This is a genomic window from Paenibacillus sp. 32352 (genome assembly GCF_002042965.1).
GTDB classification, from domain to species: Bacteria; Bacillota; Bacilli; order Paenibacillales; family NBRC-103111; genus Paenibacillus_S; species Paenibacillus_S vulneris.
In genome coordinates, this window is record NZ_MZNT01000009.1 from 238,467 (window position 1) to 259,344 (window position 20,878).

Genomic DNA, 20,878 nt, shown 5'->3' on the forward strand with positions numbered 1-20,878 from the left:
CGCTTAGTCGCGGATTTCCACGATAATTTCGATTTCTACCGGTGTATGGAAGGGCAAATCGCTCGTTCCGATAGCGGAGCGGGCATGGCGTCCATTCTCTCCGAATACTTCGACCAGCAGGTCGGAGGCGCCGTTCATAACATAGGGCTGGTCTCCAAAACCGGGCGCGCTGTTCACGAAGCCGAGCAGCTTGACGATTTGGACGACGCGGTCCAGGTCGCCGAGGTAGCCCTTCAGCACAGCCAGGCAGTTAATAATCACCTGCCGCGCAGCTTCTTGGCCCTGCTCGATCGTAAGGTCGCTTCCAACCTTGCCTTCGTACATCAGCTCACCGTTGATCCGGCAATCCTGCCCGGACAAATACAGCAGGTTGCCTGTACGTTTGCACGGAACATAGGTAAAGCGCGGCTCTGGGGATGGGGGAAGAACGATGCCCATCTCCAGTAATTTTTGTTCGACTTTGCTCATAAATGATGACCTCCAATGGCATTAGATTTGATCATGTAATGTTTCTTTGTATAAAGGAATAAGGACTAGTGACTGCAACAGTGATGCGCCCGGATCAGAACGCCTTCTCTGGCCTGGGTATGACGATGGCCGAGCAGCGTAGGCTTTCCGCCGACCAGCACATGCGAAATACCTGCCGGGTACTGGCGCGGATCCTCGAAGGTTGCGTTGTCCTGAATCGTTTCCGGGTCGAATACCGCAATGTCGGCGGCATAGCCGGGGACCAGCAGGCCGCGTTTGCCGAGCTTGAAGCGCTGCACCGGGAATGAGGTCAGCTTGCGGACGGCTTGCTCCATTGTGAGCACCTTGTCCTCCCGCACATACTTGGCAAAGACGCGCGGGAAAGTACCGTACAGCCGCGGATGCGGCTTGCCCGTCTCACAGGTCAGGCTGTCAGACGCAATCAGCGACCGCTCGTAGCCGATGACCTGCTTCACATCCTCATCGGCCATGTGGAAATAGACGATAGAGATGCGGCCCTGCTCTTCAAGCAGCAGATCCATCATGCAATCGGCCGGATGCTGGCCGCGTTCCTCGCTGATTTCAGCCAAGTGCCTGCCTTCGAGATGCCGGTTCGCTTCGTTGTGAACGGCGGAAATAAAGACGCTTTGCCAGCCGGTGGAGCACACCAGGTTATCCCAGTCCTGCTGCTCCTGTCCCAGCTCCTCGCGGATACGTTGGCGTAAGCCAGGGTCCCGAAAGCGTTCAAGCACGCTCTCAATGCCCCCTTCCAGCGCCCATGGAGGGAGGATGGTCGTCAGCGTCGTAGAGCCGGCGTTATAAGGGTACACGTCGCAGGTAACATCGAGCCCGCGGGAGCGTGCTTCCTCTATGAGCTCCATTGCTTCCAGCACCTTGCCCCAGTTGATTTTGCCTGCGGCCTTCAAATGGCTGATGTGCAGGGAGACGCCGGCCTTTTCGGCAATCCAGATGACTTCCTTCACGGATGGGATCAGATTATTTCCCTCGCCGCGAATATGGGTGGAGAACAGTCCGTTGTACTTGGGCAGTACGGAGCACAGCTCGGCGATTTCCTCCTTGGACGTATAGCTTCCCGGTGCATACAGCAGACCGATAGAGAAGCCGATGGCACCGGCCTTCAACCCTTCTTCCAGCATATGCTTCATTCGTATCAGCTCCTGCGAGGTGGCGGGACGATTGGCAAAACCCATCACCGCGATGCGCAGTGCACCGTGTGCTACGTAAGTTGCGATATTTTCCGACGGGGATGATTTGGAAAGCGTTTGCATATATTGCTCGACGGTTTCCCACGGCCATTCCCAGGAGGTTTTCCCAAGCACCGGTTGGACATAGCTTTGCAGCAGCTCCGCCTGTTCCCGGACGAAGGGAGCGGGAGCGAGCCCGCAGTTGCCGACCACCTCGGTTGTCACGCCTTGGCGAATTTTAATCTCGCTTAGCGGATGGTCCAGAATCATCAGGTCGGAATGGCAGTGGCCGTCGATAAAGCCGGGAGAGATCACCTGCCGATGGACATGAATCGTCTCATGCGCTTCCATATCCAGTTGCCCTACAGCTGCAATTTGTCCGTCTTTGACGCCTACATCCCCGATAAACCAGGGGTTGCCTGTTCCATCGACAATACGTCCATTTTTCAAGATTAGATCCAGCATGCGTTATGTGCCCTCCTTAAGGCATTGTTTATTAAGAATATTCAAAATTTTCCGATGAAAAAAAGCGGAGTCTATGCGAATGCGAGTAACCTGAAAAGTGCTACTCCAGCATTCCCCGCCCCAGTACGTCGAATGGTACAAGCTGGTCTCCTTGCTGGAAAAAGACGCGATTATGCAAATTAATGGTACTGCAAATATGATTAGGAATAATATGCAGCCGGTCTCCAACCTTCAATCCGGCACGCTGTGCGTCAGGACCGAGCCGCAGCATGCCGTGCTCTTCGGACATTCGCTCCAATATGGCGTCCTCCAGGCCGACGACATGGCCGAAGCCTTGGAGTAGGAGCGGCTCGGTGTTAGGCTGCACATCGGTCGCGAACGTCTTGCTGCCGCCGTCGATGACGGCCAGATCCGCTGATGGCCGGCTCACGACCGTGACGAGCACGCTGCCTGCACAGTCCTCGATTCCGCAGACGCCAAAGCGGGCTTGCATCCGATCCTGAAATACGTAGGTGCCCGGGCGAATTTCGGTAACGCCTTCAACGGCTGCAGCGTATGCGCCCGTCGGGGTGGAGCCGACGCTGACATCGGTAATAGGAATGCCTTGGGACCGAATACGGTCAGCGAGCTCGACCATCAACCGGCCTTCCTCCTCACCGGCGCTTTTCAAATCCAGAGTGGGCTTCTTGTTCATCAACGCACCGCGGAACGTGTAGATACCGGTAAGGCGCAGAGCTTCCATCCCATGGATGCGGGCAGCCAGAGTCAGGGCATTCTCGTACAATACTCCCGTCCGCCGCAAGCCGGTATCGATCTCCAGCCGCACATTCAGCGTATGTCCGAGCCTTGCAGCCGTTTGTGACAGCAGCAGAGCGCCTTCCTCGCTGTCTACGCCGAGAATCAGGTCGATTTGCTTGCTCAGAGCTGCGGCGCGCTCGATTTTGGATTCGGTGACAAGCGGGTAAGCAATGAAGATGCTGGTGATTCCGTGCTGCGCCATCACTTCAGCCTCGGAGACTTTGGCTACCGTAATGCCTACGGCTCCTGCCTCAATCTGCTGGTGCGCTACGTGGGGCATCTTGTGCGTCTTGGCATGGGGCCGCAGGCGGACTTGATGCCGGCGGGCTGTATGCGCCATGCTCTGAATGTTGTGCTTCATGATTTCATCCTGGATGATGATACAGGGCGTTTCCGGTACAAAGGACGAAGCAACGGTAGGGTTCATACTTCCTCATTCCCTTCTGTTTCCAGTAGTGTTTTGCCTTCCTCCAAATAGTTGTACAAGGTATACTTGGATATATTCAGATAGCCGCAAATTTTTTCTCCGCCTTTTTTAATCAGGAAGGCTCCTTTGCGGTCGAGCAGCTGAATCATCCTCATCTTGTCTTCCTTGGTCATAACAGCGACCGGCTTGCCGATCTGCTCCTGCGCTTCTTGAATCAAGGCATCCAGCAGGTCGCTGACGTTGCTGACGAACGACTCCTTTACTTCCGTCTGCAATCCTGTGGAGGTGAGGGAGTGCAGTGTTTTCTCTGCCACCATCAGCTCGGTAATATCAAAATTAATGCACAGCGCTCCGACCGTCTTGCCTTCGCTGTTCTTCATGTAGATGGAGGTGGAGCGAAGAATGCGGCCGTCTTTGGTCTGGGTTACATAATTGAACTTGTTGCCGTCCACATGATTGCCGCGGAGCAGCTCCAGGCCAAGATTCGTGCCGGGATCTCCGACCTTTCGGCCGGTAATATGACCGTTCTCGATCGCTGTTATTGTGCTTTCATACGAGCCCGTCAGGTCGTGCAGCACGACCTCGCAGTTGTCGCCGAATTGAGCGGCAATACCTTTCACCAGGCTGTTCAGAAATTCGGCTTCCTCGCGAATATGCTCCATAACGAAGGGCGTCTCCTTTCTCCCGGTCATCCGGGGACCTTTCTGAGAACGATAGTATCACAACCTTTTCAAAAGTCAAACAAAAAGTTTGTTTAAAAGAAAAAAAGTATGGTAGTATACGATGGAATGATGTATGCGATTACAAAATGAAGATGCCTGGGGGAATCTATGATGTGGCGCTGGTTCGGGAAATCGTTAAAACGAAAAATGTCCCTGTTTTTGCTGCTGGCGATTCTGCTGCCTTTGTTATTAACCGGGGTCGTCTCATATACGATCGCCACCTCCATTACGGAGGACAAGGCCAAGCAGTCCGGGATGAACACGCTGCGGCAGATTGGGGGTAAGCTAGATTTTATTATCGAGGATGTGGAGAGCATGTCCTTGTTCATTATCGGGCAGCGGGATATTCAAGCCTACTTGGATGATGAAAAGGAGGATGTCGTCCGGTTCACCTTGAACGTCGGCTTTTTAACCAATCTGGCCTTTTCCAAAAAGCATATTTCGAACATTACGATTACAAGCGACACAGGAAAGCCTCCGCTTTCCAACACAACCGTACTCCAGTCCGGGCTTCCCGAGGTGCTGAAGCAAAATGAGCAGATTTACCACAGCAGCACGCGATGGTGGACGCCCCTGTACGAGAATCAGACGACGGAAGGCTTGAAGAAGGTCATCTCCCTTGTGCGGCCTGTTCGCAGCACCAACAATTTTAAGAGTCTTGGAATGATTTCCATCAGCGTTGACGAGGCTGAGATCGCCCGGTATTTGACGGAAGCGGGGTGGGAATCGAGCGGCTTCGTGCTCCTGCTGGATCAGCAGGGCCGAGTATTATCGAGCGGCAAGCCCGAGTGGCTGAATCATATGATTACGGATCTGTTTCCGGATATGGGGGAGATGGAGGAAGACAGCGGCATTCTGAATTACGGGACGGGGAAGGAGCAGAAAACGATTCTGTATTATACGATCCCCGGACAGCGGTGGAAGCTGGTCGGCTTTATCCCGACCCAAATTTACATGAAGCAGAACGGCTATGTGCTGATGGTAACGGCCGTAGCGGTTGGTCTTGCTTTGCTTATGGCGGCCGGACTTGTCATTTATTTTCTGCAATGGGTAACACGTCCGCTGACCAAGCTGACCCAAAATATGAAGGACATCAATCCGGATGAGCCGATCCCTCACTTTGAGGTGCGGAGCACGGATGAGGTCGGCCTGCTGCTGCGCAGCTACAACAAGCTGAGCGACCGTATCCAGCGTTTGAAGGAGCAGGTGCAGAAGAACGAGGCGATGAAGAAGGAAGCGGACATTCAAGCGCTGCAGGCGCAGATCAATCCGCACTTTTTGTACAATACGCTGTCGTCGATCCATTGGATCGCGCTGATGAATAAGGACCGGCAAATTGCCGAAATGGTCGGCGCCTTGAGTGATTTTCTCCGATTCAGCCTGAATAAGGGGGAGGAATTTTGCCCCGTCCAGCAGGAGGTGGCTCACGCGCAAAACTATGCTTATATCCAATCGATCCGTTTTCCGGAGCAATTCGAAATCGAGTTTTTCATCGATCCTGCCATGCTGCAAACCCCGATGCTGAAGCTGCTGCTGCAGCCATTGATCGAGAACAGCGTCATTCACGGGATTCAGAAGCGGAAAGAAAAAGGCCACGTATACGTTCACGGCGAGCTGCTCGGAGCATCGCGGATGAAATTTGTGGTGGAAGACACGGGAATCGGCATGGAGCCGGCCAGACTGAGGGAAATCCGCAGAAATATAAAGGCGGAGGATACCCGAACGGGGATGCCTAAACCAAGAGCCAGCTACGGACTGCGCAATGTCCATCAGAGGCTGCTCCTGCATTACGGCCATGAATCGGGGCTAGAGATAGACAGCGAGCCGGGAAAAGGAACGAAAATCTCGTTCACCATTCCAATAGGGGAGGAATTGACATGAGAATTTTGATTGTAGATGACGAGGTGATCATCCGCACCGGCTTGTGCACGGTGATCGACTGGAAGGAGCTCGGGATGGAGCTGCTGCCGCCGGCCTCCTCCGCGGAAGAAGCGCTTGAGCGGGTTACGGTGGAAAAGCCGCATATTATACTGACCGATATTCGCATGTCCGGTATGGACGGAATCGAATTGGCGCATAAGGTAAAGGCCATACTGCCTGACACCGAGATTGTCATTCTAACCGGCTATGACGATTTTACTTATGCCCAACAGGCCCTAAGAGAAGGGGTTACGGATTATTTGCTTAAGACGAGCCGTCCTGAGGAAATCATTAAGGCTGCGTTGAAGGCAAAGCAGCGCATTCTGGAGAAGTGGGAGGCGCTCAAGCAGGAAACGGTCCAAACGGCGGCACTGCGCAGCCAGCTGCTGGAGCAGTTGATTATACAAGGGTTGGAACAGGAGAGCATTCCTGAGCAATTGCGGGTCTGGTTTTGCAAAAACGGCTTGCAGCAGCCGCAGGGCAAGACTGCGCCTATGAGGGTTATGCTCATATCTGCTTTGGGCTGGGGGGATAACCCGCTTGCAAGGCTTTTGCTTGGTGCCGCCGAAAATATGCTATTCGAGCTGCTCCCGACTGTCACGCTGCTTAAGAAGGACCGGATCGTGCTTGTGCTGCCTGCAGCGCCTGACATAGCGGACCGCGAAGTGCTGGAGCGTGCGCTGCTCCGGGTGGAGCAGACGTTGAAGTGCACCGTCTATGCAGCGGCGGGCTGTGCCGTTAACGACTACGCCGGGCTCAAAATGTCCTATCTGGAGGCGGAGCATGTGTTTTCTTTCCGGGGATTGGCCGGGGAGCGAGGGCTGTATACGATCGATGAAGTGAAAGACCGCAAAGGAGGCAGGACCGTGTGCTCCCAGAAGGAGGAAGCCGAGCTTTCCGCCATCCTGATGAGCAATAATCCGACGGAGCTGCGGCACTGGGTGAATCAGAAGGTACGTTCCCAAATGGAGGACGCATCCGTGACGGCGTCGTCTTTGCAGGCTTATTTGCAGTCGATCCTTTTATCCGGGCACCGGTGGCTGGAGAGGGCTGGTTCGTGTGCCGGGGATTTGGCAGGCGGTCAAGAGCATGGACGTTCACAGCCTGCCGCCCATTTGTTTACCTGGGAGTCACCTGGCCAGCCTGAAGAAGATGTATTCCGGCTGCTGTCGGGAATGATGTCCGCTTATCATGAGTCCTTGGCGGAGAGCAAGTTCTCTTACATTCATAAATCCATCGCCTATATCAAAGTTAATCTGGATAAGAATTTATCGCTTCAGCAGGTGGCGCAGTTCGTCCATTTGAACCCGAACCATTTCAGCGAAGTGTTCAAGAGAGAGACGGGTCTTAACTATATCGAGTTTGTAACCCAGGAACGGATGAGGCAGGCGGCCGAATGGCTGCAGGGCTCTCAGGCCAAAATCAGCGAAATCGCCAACCGCGTCGGATATGAGGACATCAAATATTTCGGCCAGCAGTTCAAGAAATACTCGGGGCATACCCCTTCGGACTATCGCCAGCTGTCAAAAGGCTGAAAAAATTCCCCCATCACTCCGAAGTCTCTCCCGTTTTGCATGCCGGGACTGTCCCCTATACTTAAACCTGTAAAGAGAAGACCAAGGAGGGTATAACAATATGAAAAAAGCGGCGGCGGCAGCACTCACAGCGGTTATGGCAACGGCTCTTCTGGCCGGCTGTGGTTCAACCGGTACGGACGGCAAAGCGGCTGGAGACAGCGGCAGCAAAGATAAAGCGCAGGCCAAAGTAAAGCTTTCCTTATGGCATAACTACACGGGCGACGATCTTCGTGCCAAAAACATGAGAGCGATTATGGAGCAATTCAAGAAAGACCACCCGAACGTGGACCTGGATATTCAGGGGATTCCGCCCGATGGCTATAGAGCCCGTTTGAAAACGGTTGCTGCGGCAAACGAAATGCCGGATTTGTTCGTCATGTGGCCTGGGGTTATGACCAAAGAGTTCGTAGGCGGCGATTTGCTCCAGCCGATCAATGCGCTGCTGGACAGCAAGCCGGAGTGGAAGAATGGCTTCCTGCCGAATTCCTTCGATGATTTCACTATCGATGGCAAAACGTACAGCGCTCCGATGGGATTGTCCCCAACGTCAATTCTTTACTATAACAAATCGATCTTCGATAAATATGGCGTGAAGCCGCCAAAAACATGGGATGACATGATGAGTCTCGTGGAAACGTTCAAAAAGAACAATATTACGCCTATCGCGCTGGGGAATAAAGCGGCTTGGCTGGCCCAGTCGAGTATTTTAAGCTCGCTGGCCGATCGTGTCACCGGCTCCGAATGGTTCTTGAACGCCGCCAACCAAAAAGGCGCGAAGTTCACCGACCCGGAATTCATTCAAGCATTGACCTACCTGCAGCAGCTCGGCAAAGCGGGAGCGTTCCAGGAGGGCTTCAACAGCATCGACAATACGCAAATGGAGCAGTATTTCGCGCAGGGCAAGGCGGCAATGATGATCGACGGCGGCTGGGCGTTGACAAATCTTGCGGCGAGCGCATCCAAAGAAACATTGGATAACATGGCCGTCACCGTACTTCCGTCCGTACCAGGCGGCAAAGGCGATCCGAACTCGCTGTCCGGCGTTGTCGGCACCGGTCTCGGCATGAGCAAGAAAACAACCGGCGCAGCCAAAGATGCGGCTTATGAATTGATCTATGCGTTATCCGGCCCTGCCGCTCAAAAGTCCACTCTGGAGAGCAATCAGCTGGTCAGCTACAAGGTAGAGCTGGATAAGACGAAAGTATCTTCCTTATTCGCGCAAGTCTATGAAATGCTCGGCAAAGTGAAAAGAACGCCGGTATACGACGGCGTGCTGAGCTCTGCGGCAGCGGATGTAGTGAACAATGGCTTGCAGGAGCTGCTGATGGGCGGCAAGCCGGAGGATATCGCCAAGAAGATTCAGGAAGCGCAGGCGAAATCGGTGGGAGTCAAATAATGTAGCAGGACAGCAGATGGCTCCAGTCTTGGCGAAAGGCTGGGGCCATTGGTTTCTCTGGAGCGAATCAGCTGGCGAGAAGCCGGAGGTACTCGAAATATGGCTAATGTATCTCCGGTGAGATATGCCCCTCCAGCCGCTGTTGTTACCAGGAAAATTCGAATGTATTTTATAAGTTTTTTTCCTGGAAACAAAGGCGGACGCTATCGCTCTTCCGAGGCATATCTCACCTCCGTTTTAGCCAATTTCGCGGGGAAGCAGGCTTCTCTATTTGCCGAGTATCGCTCTCGAGAAACTGTATTAATGCTAAAGTTATCAGTTTCGCCAGATGAAACTGGATATTTTTTTAAAATAGTACTCAAAAAAATGTGAAAGGTAATAGGTGAGATACCTCACCGATAGGCTGTAGAGGAACCCTATCGTACTGAAAAATAGCTAAAGGTAGGTGGGGTACCCCCTGCAGGAGCGATAGCGACCGCCTTTGTTCTCGGAAAATACCCGCTGCAGAGCAAATATAATCAATATTTTCTGAGAACAACAGTGGCCGGAAGGGGATACCCCACTGGGAGTACCAAAGCAATTTTTCAGATTTTCAGGTTTCTCGACAAACACTGGGTGAGATACCTCACCGAAACACCTGTAGATTTTTTTAGGAGGGAAGTCATGACATCAGCGGCACGCATACGGGGGTTCATAACAGTTGCGCTTCTTCCGGCCTTTGTGCTATACGCTTTTTTTGTTATCATACCGGTGTTTTGGTCCGCTTATTACGGTTTTTTTGACTGGAAGGGGATCGGAGCTGCGAAGTTTATCGGCTTCGACAATTATGCGGAGGTCATCAAGGATCCGATTTTTTGGAAGTCGTTCAAAAACAATATGCTGATCGTGGCGGCATCCGTATTCGGCCAGGTGCCCATTGCCTTGGTGCTTGCCATTGTATTATTGAAAAACACGCTGTTTCAACGTATGATCCGCGCCTCCATTTTTATGCCGATGGTGCTTTCATCCGTAGTCGTAGGGATTATTTGGGGCTATATCTATCATCCGCAAATTGGGATTTTGAACTTTTTGCTGGAAAACCTGGGTCTTGCCTCGTGGAAAAAAGCATGGCTCTCCGATCCGAAAATTTCGATGTATGCCATCATGGTGCCGATTATTTGGAATTATATCGGTCCGTACATGATTATGTTCATCGCTGCGCTGCAAAACATTTCCCCGGAAATTGACGATGCTTCGCAGATCGACGGTGTCGGTCCGGTGCGCAAGCTGTTCGTCATTACACTGCCGATGATTTGGGATACGATCAAGGTTGCGGTCGTTCTATGTATTTCCGGAAGCTTGAAGGCGTTCGACTTGATCTACGTGATGACCGGCGGCGGTCCTGCTCATTCCACGGAGCTGCTCGCTTCTTATATGTACAATAATACGTTCAACGTGTTCCGTTATGGCTACGGCAGCGCCGTGTCGACGGCGATCATTATTCTGAGCTTGGCCTTGATCGTAGGAAGCCAATATTTGATGAAGCGGGAAACGAGATAAACGAATGGGAGGGAATACGATGGAATCCGGATATGCAGTGAAGACGACCGCCTTCCCTCAAGGGCAAACCGGGCAAAAGGTAAAGAGGGGCTCCATCAACATCATGCTCACGCTTTACGCTTTAGTTACGCTGTACCCGTTATTTTGGTTATTCATGAGTGCGTTCAAAAACAATGAGGAGTTTTTCTCGGCTCCTTTTTCATTACCGGCGCAGTGGCATTGGGATAATTTCAGCCGCGCTTGGGAAGTATCCGGTATGGGCATTTCGCTTATTAACTCTACCATTGTTACTATTGCTTCCTTGGTGCTTACTCTGGTGCTTGGAGCGCTTGCAGCTTATGTATTGGCAAGATTCGAGTTCAAGCTGAAGCCTCTGATGATGGGACTTTTCCTGCTTGGCATGCTGATTCCCATTCACAGCACGCTGGTGCCGCTATTTATTATTATGAAAAAAATCGGGCTGCTGGACAGCTACGGGGCGTTGATTTTGCCCTACACCGCTTTTGAGCTGCCGCTTGCTATATTCGTAACCGCCGCTTATTTAACCTCTGTTCCTAAAGAAATTGAGGAAGCTGCGCTAATGGACGGAACCGGGTACTGGGGCATCTTTTTCCGTATCATGCTGCCTCTTAGTATTCCTGCGTTGTCTACCGTCGCTATTCTCGCTTTCTTACGATTCTGGAACGATTTTGCGTTTGCACTTGTGTTTATCAGCAAGCCCGCTCTGAAAACGCTGCCGCTCAGTCTCTCGGTGTTCGCTACCGGCTATTCCACGGATTACAAGCTGACGATGGCCGCATTATCCATTGCCGTGCTGCCGACGATCATCGTGTTCCTGCTATTTCAGGAGCAGATCATGAAAGGAATGACGGCAGGGGCCGTAAAGGGGTAAAATGGAATCGAAGGAAAATAAAATCAAGGATAAGCAGGGAGGAACGGAGCATGGCATTGTCCAATCGTATCGGCGTTATTGTCGACAGCTTTGGTATCGGTGTGCGTGAAGGCTTGAAAAAGGCGAAGGAGGTTGGCGCCGAAGGCGTGCAAATTTATGCGGTGAGCGGGGAGATGGACCCGGCTGCTTTGTCGGCGGATGCGCGAAGAGAGCTGAAAGCTTATATCGCTTCTCTCGGTCTTGAAATCTCTGCTCTATGCGGCGACCTCGGCGGACATGGGTTCCAGGATCGTACGGCTAATGCGGCCAAGGTGGAGAAGTCGAAGCGGATTCTGGATTTGGCGCTTGAGCTTGGTACGAACATCGTGACCACGCATATCGGGATTGTACCGGAGGACGAGCAAAGCGAAGTCTACCACAGCATGCAGTCCGCCTGCGAGGAGCTCGGGCAGTATGCCAAGAGCTTGAACGCTTACTTTGCTATTGAGACAGGACCGGAGCGTGCGGCCCATTTGAAGCATTTCCTCGACTCGCTCAGCACGAACGGTGTTTCCGTCAACTTCGACCCGGCGAACATGGTCATGGTCACCGGCGACGACCCTGTCCAGGGGGTTCATTTGTTGAAGGACTACATTGTTCATACGCATGTCAAAGACGGCATCCGTTTCCGTGAAGTCGATCCGAGAGAAGTGTACGGCGCACTTGGCTTCGAGCCTATGGATCACGGCAAAATTGCGCAGATGGTATCCTCCGGCGAAATTTTTAAAGAAGTACCGTTAGGGGAGGGCAAGGTACCGTTCGACGCTTATTTTGCTGCCCTGCAGGAGATCGGCTACCAAGGCTATTTAACGATCGAGCGGGAAGTCGGCGCGCAGCCTGAGGCCGATATTCGCAAAGCGGTGGAGTTTATCCGCCGTTATAAATGAAGCTTTCATTAGTGATAGGTAAGAGATGAATCATGTATGGAGCGCCAGCTTGGCTTTGATGCCAGGCCTGGTGCCTTTTTCCGACGGATACAAATACCTTTCACCGTATAAATGGATATGAGAAGAGCTTGAAAGGAGCGTTCTCATGGACATGACATCTTTTTTGATTTACTGCGTGATTGCCACTTTTACACCGGGACCTACTAATCTCGTCATCTTGTCCACCGTTAACCATTTTGGGGCAAAGCAAGCCATGAAGTATTCGTACGGTGCAGCAACCGGTTTTGGCCTATTGCTTGTGATTTCCGCTGTTCTGAATAACTTGCTAATACGGTCATACCGAAAATACTAATTGCCATGCAGGTTGTTGGGAGCATATATATGCTATACCTAGCTTATCTCATGTGTAAATCGCATTCGTCCAATCCAACAGGAAACCAGACGGCTACCTTTTTATCCGGCTTTATGATGCAGTTTCTAAATCCAAAGGTAGTACTATTTTCATGGACGGTCATTCCAACCTTTGTTATGCCCCATTACAGTACGGCTTCCGCTGTGACGGTAAGTATTGTGGCGTTAACCTTGATTGGCTTCTTAGCTTTTACAACATGGGTGCTTTTCGGTAGGGTCTTCAAATCGTTTTTTCAGAAGCATAATAGGATAGCAAGTGTTATGATGGCTCTATTATTGGTTTACGCCGCCCTCATGATCTGGTTGTAGCCAAGCTAATGCAGAGGTGTTATGTGTTGTAAGCAAATGAGGGCATGGTTTATAACCCTAACGATTGCTGCTGATAAAAATACCCGAGGATTTCTGAATGCGGATTTTGCCGTAGGATTGAGCCATCTTTTGATCAATAAATTGTTTAAACCGATCGGCCATCCCGGGGTCCAGAACAACCTGATCTGGGGAAAATCCATTCATAGACAATACATAGTTCACAATGGCATCGGACTCCGTTACCACCAATGAATCTTCATACAAATGAAGCTCTACATCGCTGAAATGCTCCAATAGCTGTTCTCTTCCATTCTCAAGAGAAAAGCGGCTCTCAATGGAGCCGAGCACTTCATTGTACTTGGAGTTGGGATCGAACGCATTGACGATCTCTCTCATTTCCAGCATGTTCCGGTTGCCCACCGTACTAGCGTAGAAGGTGCCGTCCGTTTTTAAAACCCGCTTAATCTCCGATAGGGTTTTTTTTCTATCCACATGGTATAGCATATGATTGGCGATGACGATGTCGAAGACACCGTCAGGATAATGGAGCTGCTCGGCATCCATGACCACGAAGTGAAGTCTGCCTCTGAAATCATCCAGTTTTGCCCTGGCATCCTCCAGCATTCCGGAAGAAATATCCGTAACGGTAATATCCCAGTGTGTCGGAATCCGCTGGGCGTTCGCCATCCACAGTAACCCGTTGCCTCCCCCGAGCTCGAGAACCTTGGCGGGCTCCTTTAGCTTGAGCTGATCAAATATCCAACAGGGCCACGGGTATTTGTTCGTGCTGAACATACGGTTCATATAGATTCGTGCATTGAAATTACCTGGGTTCGCATACTGTTTTTGCTGAAGCTTTTCCTTATTCTCCATGATCATTAACCCCTTCCTGGGTGTTGGCAGTTGATGTCCGCCATGTTTCCATTGCATCGGCGTAACGTGTCAGACTATCGGCAAGTACCCGAATCTCATCATCGTTCCATTCCATAAGAATATGGGCCAGCCCATCGACACTTCTTTCGAAGAATTCCTTGAGCATCTCTTCGCCAATTTCGGTTAGGCAGATGAGACTTGATCGGAGATCATTCGGGTCGGAAATCACGGAAATCTGGTTTAATTGTTTCAAACTCTGAATTCGTCTGGTGATTGAGGAGGGATTCATTTGCAATTCTTTAGCTATATCCGTCAAGCGCATTTGCTCGCGGATTTTAACGAGCATCAGGATTTCGAACGTCACTCGATCCAGATCGGACCTTCGATCCTGTGCATGCTGGAACTCTTTCACTAGCTTCAGAGTTCCTAGAGCCAGTTTGCGCAGCTCATTGCGGCTCTTGGTCAAATTAAACACCACCCTCGTAAAATTAATTTATCTTGGTTGCTCTAAATTTAATTTATTTGTTTGCACAAAGCAAATAATATTTTTGGAAAAAATGGAGCTACGGGATATATCAGGCGGCTCCATTAACAACGTAATACAAGTAGTTACCATATTTTGAGTGTACCCACCCGAAAAGATTGATGTTAAGGTTAAAACTAGGGAGGTATTACATTAAGACTAATACGACTTAGGAGGTTACAATGAATAAATCTGTCATCTTGAGTTCCGCGTTAGCCATAAGTATTATGTTTTCTAGCGTTGCATCCGCAGCTACATATGATCAGTACTCGGCTAAAGACGGTGATACGTTCTGGACAATTGCCAATCAACAAGGCGTAAGTTTATCCAGTTTAGTGGAAATAAACCCCAACATTGATCCGAATAATATTTATGAGGGTCTGGTCCTAAACTTGCCCAATGGACATAAGCAAAACTGGGAAGCACAAGCGGATGCAATGATTGCCAAAGGAATGACGCAGCTAGGAGTTCCCTATGTATTTGGAGGAGATCAGCCGTACCAAGCATTTGATTGTTCCGGCTTTACTCAGTATATGTTTAGAGAGATTGGAATGGAGCTTCCTCATTCATCCTCCATGCAGAGCGAGCTAGGAGAGTATGTTCCAGCCGATCAGTTACGCAAAGGCGACTTGGTGTTCCTAAGTGGTACCTACCAAGCAGGGGTGTCCCATGTGGCCCTCTATATTGGCAATAACAAGATATTACAAGCTGGAACCATGGGAACAAGAGAAGTAAAAATCAGCACCTTATTCGGTACACCCTATTATGATTCCCATTATTGGGGAGCACGCCGTCTAATCAAATAGTTGTTGTATCCTATAAACTAACCGTTGGTTCAAGAACGGTCAAAGTATTATTATAGGTGTTTAAGTTAGCCACAGCTCCAATAGGTATGGCAGCCTTATAGATTCCGTGAGCGGACGCCAGGTTGGTCATAAGCGCCTTACCTATTGGAACTAAGACCTCGTCAATCAGATCATTGTAAGATGTGCCATAGGCCGTTTGGCATTCTGTACATTCCCCCATGACAATTCCGGCACAGTCATTAAACTTCCCTGCAATTTTCAAATGATTGATCATTCGATACACTTTATTTATCGGCTCATGTGTTTCTTCAAGGAATATAATTTTTCCTTTCGTATCGATTTCATACGTGGTACCAAGCGTATCCACTATGGAAGAAAGATTACCGCCGACAATTGGCCCCGTCACATTACCAGCAACTTTACTGGAAAGTGCCCTATTGGGAGGGTTTCGAATAACCCTAGGGGCGACGACTTTAGAAGTGGCCTCAAAAAATTGATTGAAATTATAGGCCGGAGTCGTGGCCCTAAAATCAAAAAGCAGCAGGCTGGAGAACGTAACCAGGTCGGAAAATTGATATAAGGCATTCATTAATACGGAAATGTCACTGTAACCGGTAAGTATTTTTGGATTCGCAGCAATGACTTCGTAGTCCAAATAAGGGAGAATTCCCAGAACTCCAACCCCTCCTCTAGTAGGAAGAATCATGTTCACTTTTGGATTCTTAAACATATCCATTAGATCAGATGCTCTTTGTTCATCCGTCCCCGCAAGAAATCCATCATCTGAATAGACATAGTTGCCTACAACAATTTGAAATCCCATGTTACGTAAAAAAGAAATACTATTATTGATCGTGTCAGAATGAAGAGGACTCCCCAAGGTTACAATTCCAATGGTATCACCACGTTTCAAGATAGGTGGATATACTGGCACTAATCGACACTCTCCCCTCCTATATCCATTTCGTATATAAATTTATGTTTGGTAAGCAGGGATAATGCGTGGCCATCTGGTCAGACCTATAAGCGAATAGCCCTATCGAGTCATATTCAGCAAAGGGCCGGTTTGTTATGATTATATACGGAGCTTTTAGCTGCTAATTTGGAGAAAAAACCAACCAACCTTTACCTGGACCATAGTCGTGGAAAAATATAGTCTCTAGCCGAGTTTATTAATTAGTCTTCTCACACTACACTTGTATTGTTAAAGTTAATAACATTTAATAATTAACTAAAAAAGGGTGAGAAGGAAATTGAAAAAAGTATGGCGTGTCATCGTGTATGTGTGCGTAATGGTTCTAGTTGTGGGAGGGTCCGGAGCGATCGGTTTTGTAAGCACGATGCAGGAGGCGATGTCGGCCTATGATAAGCCGGTTCCTGCTTCTTTACAAAGCGTCCAAGCTCCTGTCTATGATTCGAAAAAGCAGACCGTGGCTGTTGTATTAGCAAACGAAGTGACCGAGGTGTTCGATTTTCTTGTACCCTACGAAATGTTCTCCATGACGGGGGAGTACAATGTATTTGCGGCAGCTCCCGACAAAAACATCAAATCTTTGACGGGCGGCCTAGATGTCGTGCCGCATGTCACTTTCGATGAATTGGATCAATTAACAGGCAAAGGCCCGGATATCATCGTAATTCCATTCATGCCGATCTTGGATGAGGATAAATACAGGCCTGTCCGTGAATGGATAAAGAAGCATTCCGGCAAAGAAACGACATTGCTGTCGATCTGCAATGGGGCGGAGAATTTGGCGGATGCCGGCCTTCTTAACGGAAAGTCCGCAGCAACGCATTGGGGAGATATCGGCAGATTGGAAAAGAAATATACCGAGATTTCTTGGAAAAGGGATCAGCGTTACGTGCATGACGGTAATGTAATCTCTTCGGCGGGACTTACTTCAGGGATAGATGCTGCGTTATACGTCATATCGAGGCAAAAGGGAGAGCCGGCAGCTGCGAAAGTGGCGAAGGAAATGAATTACCCTTCCTATCATTTTGTTCAGCGTCCGCAAATGGAGCCTTTCACGGCCGGATTAAGCGATATCGTCTATGTATTGAACAACGCGTTTCAATGGAGCAAGAAAAAGAACGGGGTTCTGCTATATGACGGGGCCGACGAGCTGATGTTATCCTCGGCTTTTGATACGTATGGGGCCTCCGGCACGACGACAACCATAACGGTATCAAGCAAACGAGAGCCGATCGTTTCCCGGCACGGACTGAATCTGGTCGCCCGATATCAACTAACGGATGCTCCTAAACTCGACAAAATGATTTTCGTAGGTCCGGACGTTAAGAAGCTGGCTGCGAGCGATATCCGAAGCTGGAACGAGAACGGCGGGAAGGCTGAGCAGCTTTACCTGCATAGCGATTCACCCGAACGGTTCGCGATGGAGCCTGCGTTTGAAGATTTGGCGAAGCAGGAAGATATCCGGACGGCGAAATTCGCCGCCAAGCGGCTTGAGTATCGCTCCACAAGTCAGCTTCAGTTGGAAGGGGCACCATTTTCGTACGAGGCATTCGGCATACCGATTGGCATCACCTTGCTGTCTCTGTTCGTCCTTTATTTGGCAGACAGACGTTTCGTAAGGAGAAAGACCGTTTCCGCATGAGGCAATAAGCCAAAGAAGCATCGCAGACGCCTGGTCTGGATGCTTCTTTACCGTTAGAGAGCTTTGTTATAAACATCGAATAAGGCTTATCCCTTGGCTTGCGTTTGAATCTTTCGGGCGACCCGTTCCCCTAGCTCGGCAGATGCCTGATGCAGATAGCCAAGCACGATGCGTTGCGTTTCGGGAGATATGCCGGCAAGATCGGCGGCCAGGTTATCTGCCAAGTGCTCCTGCTGCAAAGGCGCAAGAGCATGATAATACTGACCGGCCTGCGCAAAGTCGTCTTGTTTGGGCAGGTCGGACCGCTCGATGCGTCCTTCCACGAATCTTCCGCTGCCGCTGGTCACAAGGGAAGCAGGCGTCCAATTGTGCTGGTGATTGATCGGAATTTTGCGGAAGTCGGGACCGAGCCGCTGGCGCTGCGAATCCCAGTAAATGTTGGCGCGCCCCTGGAGCATCTTATCGTCTGACAGCTCTGCACCTTCCAGCAGGTTCGAAGGGGAGAAGGCCAGCTTCTCTACTTGTTCCATATAATGATCCGGATTCCGGTTTAATACCAATCTCCCGACCGGGTGCAGGGGATACTGACGTTCATCCCATACCTTGGTATCGTCCAGCGGATCATAGGGGAGAGAGGATTCGTCTTGGGGGTTCATCAGCTGTACATAAAGCCCGTACTCGACGAGCTTTCCCGCTGCTAACGTATCGAATAAGTCCTTGCCGGCATAATCCGGATTCTCGCTGGCGAGCCGGGCCGCTTCATGACGGTCAATATATTGAATGCCCGCAAGAGGCAGCCAATGGTATTTCACATAGGTGCGGATGCCTTGTGCGTTTTTCCAGACATAAGTATTGACGCTGTGACCTGGAATGTGGCGGAGGCTTTTGACAGTACCCGCATCGGAATAAAGCCGGACGAGAAAATGGGTTGATTCCGGCGCTCGGGCGATGAAGCCCCAGAAGCGTTCAGGATCAAGGAGATTGTTGACGGGTGACGGCAGGAAGGCCTTGATTGACTCCGGAAATCGGATGGGATCCCGGACCAAGAACACGGGGAGATGGTTACAGACAAGATCGAACACGCCATGATCCGTATAAAATTTGGTGGCGAATCCGCGCACGTTGCGGGAAGTATCCGGCGTGCCTTTGTTGCTGACGGCCAAGGAGAATCTTACCGCGACAGGGACCTGTTGCCCCGGATGCTGCAAGAAGCTAAGCTGCGTGTAGGCCGTCATGGCATTTACGGTCTGAAAGTAGCCGAATGCGCCATAGCCTTTGACATGCACGGGTCTTTCCAGCAGCTTCGCATGTATGAAAGTCTCCAGCGTCTCATGCAGAACGTTGTCCTGTTCCAATATGGGGCCGCGTTCGCCAACCGTCTGCGAATGAAAAGCAGAAGGAGACTCTCCCGGCCCGTGGCTAGGGCGATTTCTCTGGTTCTCGTTCATTTCTCAACCTCCATCTTGGCATGCCAGTATAGTAAAAGGTATGAAATGCTTCTATGTGAATATGACAGACAGTACGGCACTTCAGGACGAAGAGCTAGAGGTGACAGCTGCAGCAAAAGACAAAAGAATAGAAAAACGCACTGCCCTGGTCGCGGACAATGCGTTAACTACTTTACTTCCTATCGGCCAAAATCTTCTTGATGCTGGTGATTTGAACACAAATGCACACGACCTCGATCGCTAATTGGAGTTCATGGATGGAGGGAAAAGTAGGAGCGATTCGAATATTCCGGTCTCTCGGGTCTTTTCCATAAGGATAAGTAGCTCCTGCATTAGTCAAGGTCACCCCAAGCCCGGCTGCCATGCTTACAACTTCTTTCGCACAATGATCCAGCGTGTTGAGACTGATGAAATAACCCCCATTGGGTTTGCTCCACTCGGCAATCTGTTTGCCGCCCAGCTCAGCTTCAAGTTGCTGCAAAACCAAATCAAATTTCGGCTTGATGATAGCCGCCTGCTTTTGCATATGAGCCTTGAGATGATCCATACTCGGCAAAAATCGAACATGGCGAAGCTGGTTTATTTTATCCGGACCAATCGTTTGAACTCCAAGCTGTTTTTTTATAAAATTAATATTCTCTTCACTGGATGCCAGCATCGCAACGCCTGAGCCCGGAAACGTTATTTTGGAAGTAGAACTGAATATATAAACACGGTTGGGGTTTCCGGCAGTTTTGCAGGCTGTCAGGATATTTTTGAGCTGATCCGGTGTATCCGATAGATGGTGAACCGTATAGGCATCATCCCAAATGATTCGAAAATCCCTTGCCTTTGTCTCCATGCCGGCAAGCCGATCCACTACCTTATCGGAATAAGTAGTTCCTTCGGGATTGCTGTACTTGGGGACACACCATATCCCTTTAATGGAATCGTCCTCTCTAACAAGAGCTTCAACGGTATCCATATCCGGGCCATCCGGATTCATGTCTATTGTTATCATCTCGATGTTCAACTGCTCGCAAATGGCGAAATGCCTGTCATAACCGGGACTTGGGCAAAGAAATTTCACTTTGGGGAGCCTTCCCCAGGGTAATTCGCCCGCACTGACGCCAAGAAGCATGGCTCTGGTCAGAGTATCGTACATCATATTCAGGCTGGAATTACCGCCGATAATGATCTCTTTGGGGCTCACTCCGAGCATTTGAGCAAATAGCTCTTTCGCTTCGGGAATTCCATCGACTCCTCCATAATTGCGGTAGTCCGTACCATCAGCTGCTCTAAAGGATTCGTCTGATTTCAAAATATCCAGCATTTCCATAGATAGCTCAAGCTGCTCAGGGCAGGGCTTCCCCCGGGACATATCCAATTTCAGATTCATGCTCTTGTATTCATTGTATTTCCCCAGTAATTCTTGGTGAATAGTGTTTAATTCATGCGTCTCCATTTTCAAAAAATCGGTTTGCATCTCCATTTCCCCGCTTTCACTCCAATTTGGAAATAAAAACCAAAAAAACTCCCGCCTTCAAGATCATGGATCTTGAGGACGAGAGTTATTAGC

Annotated in this window: 18 protein-coding genes, 1 pseudogene and 1 other annotated feature (1 of these 20 running past the window's edge); of the genes and pseudogenes, 10 read left to right on the forward strand and 9 right to left on the reverse strand. The window is 50.1% G+C overall.

Annotated elements, in window-relative coordinates; all coding sequences use genetic code 11:
* Nucleotides 1–3 precede the first annotated feature (3 nt).
* From B1728_RS21515 to B1728_RS21530, 4 genes are all read right to left on the reverse strand, one after another.
* Nucleotides 4–468, reverse strand: a complete 465-nt coding sequence (locus tag B1728_RS21515) for a RidA family protein (protein WP_079912454.1) — start codon at nt 466–468, stop codon at nt 4–6.
* Between the two features lie 65 nt (nt 469–533).
* Nucleotides 534–2,138, reverse strand: coding sequence for an N-acyl-D-amino-acid deacylase family protein (locus B1728_RS21520; RefSeq protein ID WP_079912455.1), 1,605 nt, complete (start codon nt 2,136–2,138; stop codon nt 534–536).
* Nucleotides 2,139–2,238: 100 nt separating this feature from the next.
* Nucleotides 2,239–3,297 carry an alanine racemase gene (locus tag B1728_RS21525; RefSeq protein WP_256865451.1) on the reverse strand — a complete coding sequence of 353 codons (1,059 nt, stop codon included), beginning with the start codon at nt 3,295–3,297 and terminating at the stop codon, nt 2,239–2,241.
* A gap of 62 nt (nt 3,298–3,359) precedes the next feature.
* Nucleotides 3,360–4,025 carry a helix-turn-helix transcriptional regulator gene (locus B1728_RS21530; protein WP_079912457.1) on the reverse strand — a complete coding sequence of 222 codons (666 nt, stop codon included), beginning with the start codon at nt 4,023–4,025 and terminating at the stop codon, nt 3,360–3,362.
* A gap of 168 nt (nt 4,026–4,193) precedes the next feature.
* On the opposite strand from B1728_RS21530, the gene B1728_RS21535 reads away from it, so the two are divergent.
* From B1728_RS21535 to B1728_RS21570, 8 genes and pseudogenes are all read left to right on the forward strand, one after another.
* The gene (locus B1728_RS21535; protein WP_256865452.1) at nt 4,194–5,966 is read left to right on the forward strand and encodes a cache domain-containing sensor histidine kinase; all 1,773 of its coding nucleotides are present in this window, start codon (nt 4,194–4,196) and stop codon (nt 5,964–5,966) included.
* On the forward strand, nt 5,963–7,540 hold the full coding sequence (locus B1728_RS21540) for a response regulator (protein ID WP_079912459.1): 1,578 nt from the start codon (nt 5,963–5,965) through the stop codon (nt 7,538–7,540). The genes B1728_RS21535 and B1728_RS21540 overlap by 4 nt, the downstream gene beginning before the upstream one ends.
* Nucleotides 7,541–7,640: 100 nt before the next feature.
* Nucleotides 7,641–8,978 (forward strand): extracellular solute-binding protein, encoded by a 1,338-nt coding sequence (locus B1728_RS21545; protein WP_079912460.1) that lies wholly within the window; start codon nt 7,641–7,643, stop codon nt 8,976–8,978.
* 99 nt (nt 8,979–9,077) lie between these two features.
* Complete coding sequence (locus B1728_RS21550; protein WP_079912461.1) at nt 9,078–9,350, forward strand: hypothetical protein; 273 nt, start codon at nt 9,078–9,080, stop codon at nt 9,348–9,350.
* A 291-nt stretch (nt 9,351–9,641) separates the two neighbouring features.
* Entirely contained in the window at nt 9,642–10,517 is an 876-nt protein-coding gene (locus B1728_RS21555; RefSeq protein WP_079912462.1) for a carbohydrate ABC transporter permease, read from the forward strand.
* A gap of 103 nt (nt 10,518–10,620) precedes the next feature.
* Complete coding sequence (locus B1728_RS21560) at nt 10,621–11,409, forward strand: carbohydrate ABC transporter permease (RefSeq protein WP_256865459.1); 789 nt, start codon at nt 10,621–10,623, stop codon at nt 11,407–11,409.
* Between the two features lie 50 nt (nt 11,410–11,459).
* Entirely contained in the window at nt 11,460–12,335 is an 876-nt protein-coding gene (locus tag B1728_RS21565) for a sugar phosphate isomerase/epimerase family protein (RefSeq protein WP_079912464.1), read from the forward strand.
* Nucleotides 12,336–12,480: 145 nt separating this feature from the next.
* Nucleotides 12,481–13,055, forward strand: a pseudogene (locus B1728_RS21570) (LysE family translocator).
* A gap of 57 nt (nt 13,056–13,112) precedes the next feature.
* On the opposite strand, the gene B1728_RS21575 reads toward B1728_RS21570, so the two are convergent.
* Nucleotides 13,113–13,928, reverse strand: a complete 816-nt coding sequence (locus B1728_RS21575; RefSeq protein ID WP_179136131.1) for a class I SAM-dependent methyltransferase — start codon at nt 13,926–13,928, stop codon at nt 13,113–13,115.
* Nucleotides 13,918–14,394 (reverse strand): MarR family winged helix-turn-helix transcriptional regulator, encoded by a 477-nt coding sequence (locus B1728_RS21580; protein WP_079912466.1) that lies wholly within the window; start codon nt 14,392–14,394, stop codon nt 13,918–13,920. The genes B1728_RS21575 and B1728_RS21580 overlap by 11 nt, the downstream gene beginning before the upstream one ends.
* 239 nt (nt 14,395–14,633) lie before the next feature.
* Here B1728_RS21580 and B1728_RS21585 point away from each other — a divergent pair, with 239 nt between their 5' ends.
* Nucleotides 14,634–15,257: a C40 family peptidase gene (locus B1728_RS21585; RefSeq protein ID WP_079912467.1), complete on the forward strand. Its 624-nt coding sequence runs from the start codon at nt 14,634–14,636 to the stop codon at nt 15,255–15,257.
* Nucleotides 15,258–15,267: 10 nt separating this feature from the next.
* Here the strand turns inward: B1728_RS21585 and B1728_RS21590 are convergent, their stop codons facing one another.
* The gene (locus tag B1728_RS21590; protein WP_079912468.1) at nt 15,268–16,191 is read right to left on the reverse strand and encodes a S66 peptidase family protein; all 924 of its coding nucleotides are present in this window, start codon (nt 16,189–16,191) and stop codon (nt 15,268–15,270) included.
* Between the two features lie 319 nt (nt 16,192–16,510).
* On the opposite strand from B1728_RS21590, the gene B1728_RS21595 reads away from it, so the two are divergent.
* Nucleotides 16,511–17,872 carry a DJ-1/PfpI family protein gene (locus tag B1728_RS21595; protein WP_079912469.1) on the forward strand — a complete coding sequence of 454 codons (1,362 nt, stop codon included), beginning with the start codon at nt 16,511–16,513 and terminating at the stop codon, nt 17,870–17,872.
* Nucleotides 17,873–17,958: 86 nt separating this feature from the next.
* Here the strand turns inward: B1728_RS21595 and B1728_RS21600 are convergent, their stop codons facing one another.
* Together B1728_RS21600 and B1728_RS21605 are read right to left on the reverse strand one after the other, a co-directional pair.
* The gene (locus tag B1728_RS21600) at nt 17,959–19,320 is read right to left on the reverse strand and encodes a catalase (RefSeq protein WP_079912470.1); all 1,362 of its coding nucleotides are present in this window, start codon (nt 19,318–19,320) and stop codon (nt 17,959–17,961) included.
* A gap of 172 nt (nt 19,321–19,492) precedes the next feature.
* A complete protein-coding gene (locus B1728_RS21605) occupies nt 19,493–20,791 on the reverse strand; it encodes an aspartate aminotransferase type Ic (RefSeq protein ID WP_079912471.1) in 1,299 nt (432 codons plus the stop codon).
* A 65-nt stretch (nt 20,792–20,856) separates the two neighbouring features.
* Nucleotides 20,857–20,878 (reverse strand) — a binding site (T-box leader) (it continues 254 nt past the right edge of the window).

Excerpts from the sequence above, each read along its gene's own strand:
- B1728_RS21515 (WP_079912454.1), bottom strand. The coding sequence starts at position 468 with ATGAGCAAAGTCGAACAAAAATTACTGGAGATGGGCATCGTTCTTCCC.
- B1728_RS21520 (WP_079912455.1), bottom strand. The coding sequence starts at position 2,138 with ATGCTGGATCTAATCTTGAAAAATGGACGTATTGTCGATGGAACAGGC.
- B1728_RS21525 (WP_256865451.1), bottom strand. The coding sequence starts at position 3,297 with ATGAAGCACAACATTCAGAGCATGGCGCATACAGCCCGCCGGCATCAA.
- B1728_RS21530 (WP_079912457.1), bottom strand. The coding sequence starts at position 4,025 with ATGGAGCATATTCGCGAGGAAGCCGAATTTCTGAACAGCCTGGTGAAA.
- B1728_RS21535 (WP_256865452.1), top strand. The coding sequence starts at position 4,194 with ATGATGTGGCGCTGGTTCGGGAAATCGTTAAAACGAAAAATGTCCCTG.
- B1728_RS21540 (WP_079912459.1), top strand. The coding sequence starts at position 5,963 with ATGAGAATTTTGATTGTAGATGACGAGGTGATCATCCGCACCGGCTTG.
- B1728_RS21545 (WP_079912460.1), top strand. The coding sequence starts at position 7,641 with ATGAAAAAAGCGGCGGCGGCAGCACTCACAGCGGTTATGGCAACGGCT.
- B1728_RS21550 (WP_079912461.1), top strand. The coding sequence starts at position 9,078 with ATGGCTAATGTATCTCCGGTGAGATATGCCCCTCCAGCCGCTGTTGTT.
- B1728_RS21555 (WP_079912462.1), top strand. The coding sequence starts at position 9,642 with ATGACATCAGCGGCACGCATACGGGGGTTCATAACAGTTGCGCTTCTT.
- B1728_RS21560 (WP_256865459.1), top strand. The coding sequence starts at position 10,621 with ATGCTCACGCTTTACGCTTTAGTTACGCTGTACCCGTTATTTTGGTTA.
- B1728_RS21565 (WP_079912464.1), top strand. The coding sequence starts at position 11,460 with ATGGCATTGTCCAATCGTATCGGCGTTATTGTCGACAGCTTTGGTATC.
- B1728_RS21575 (WP_179136131.1), bottom strand. The coding sequence starts at position 13,928 with ATGGAGAATAAGGAAAAGCTTCAGCAAAAACAGTATGCGAACCCAGGT.
- B1728_RS21585 (WP_079912467.1), top strand. The coding sequence starts at position 14,634 with ATGAATAAATCTGTCATCTTGAGTTCCGCGTTAGCCATAAGTATTATG.
- B1728_RS21600 (WP_079912470.1), bottom strand. The coding sequence starts at position 19,320 with ATGAACGAGAACCAGAGAAATCGCCCTAGCCACGGGCCGGGAGAGTCT.
- B1728_RS21605 (WP_079912471.1), bottom strand. The coding sequence starts at position 20,791 with ATGGAGATGCAAACCGATTTTTTGAAAATGGAGACGCATGAATTAAAC.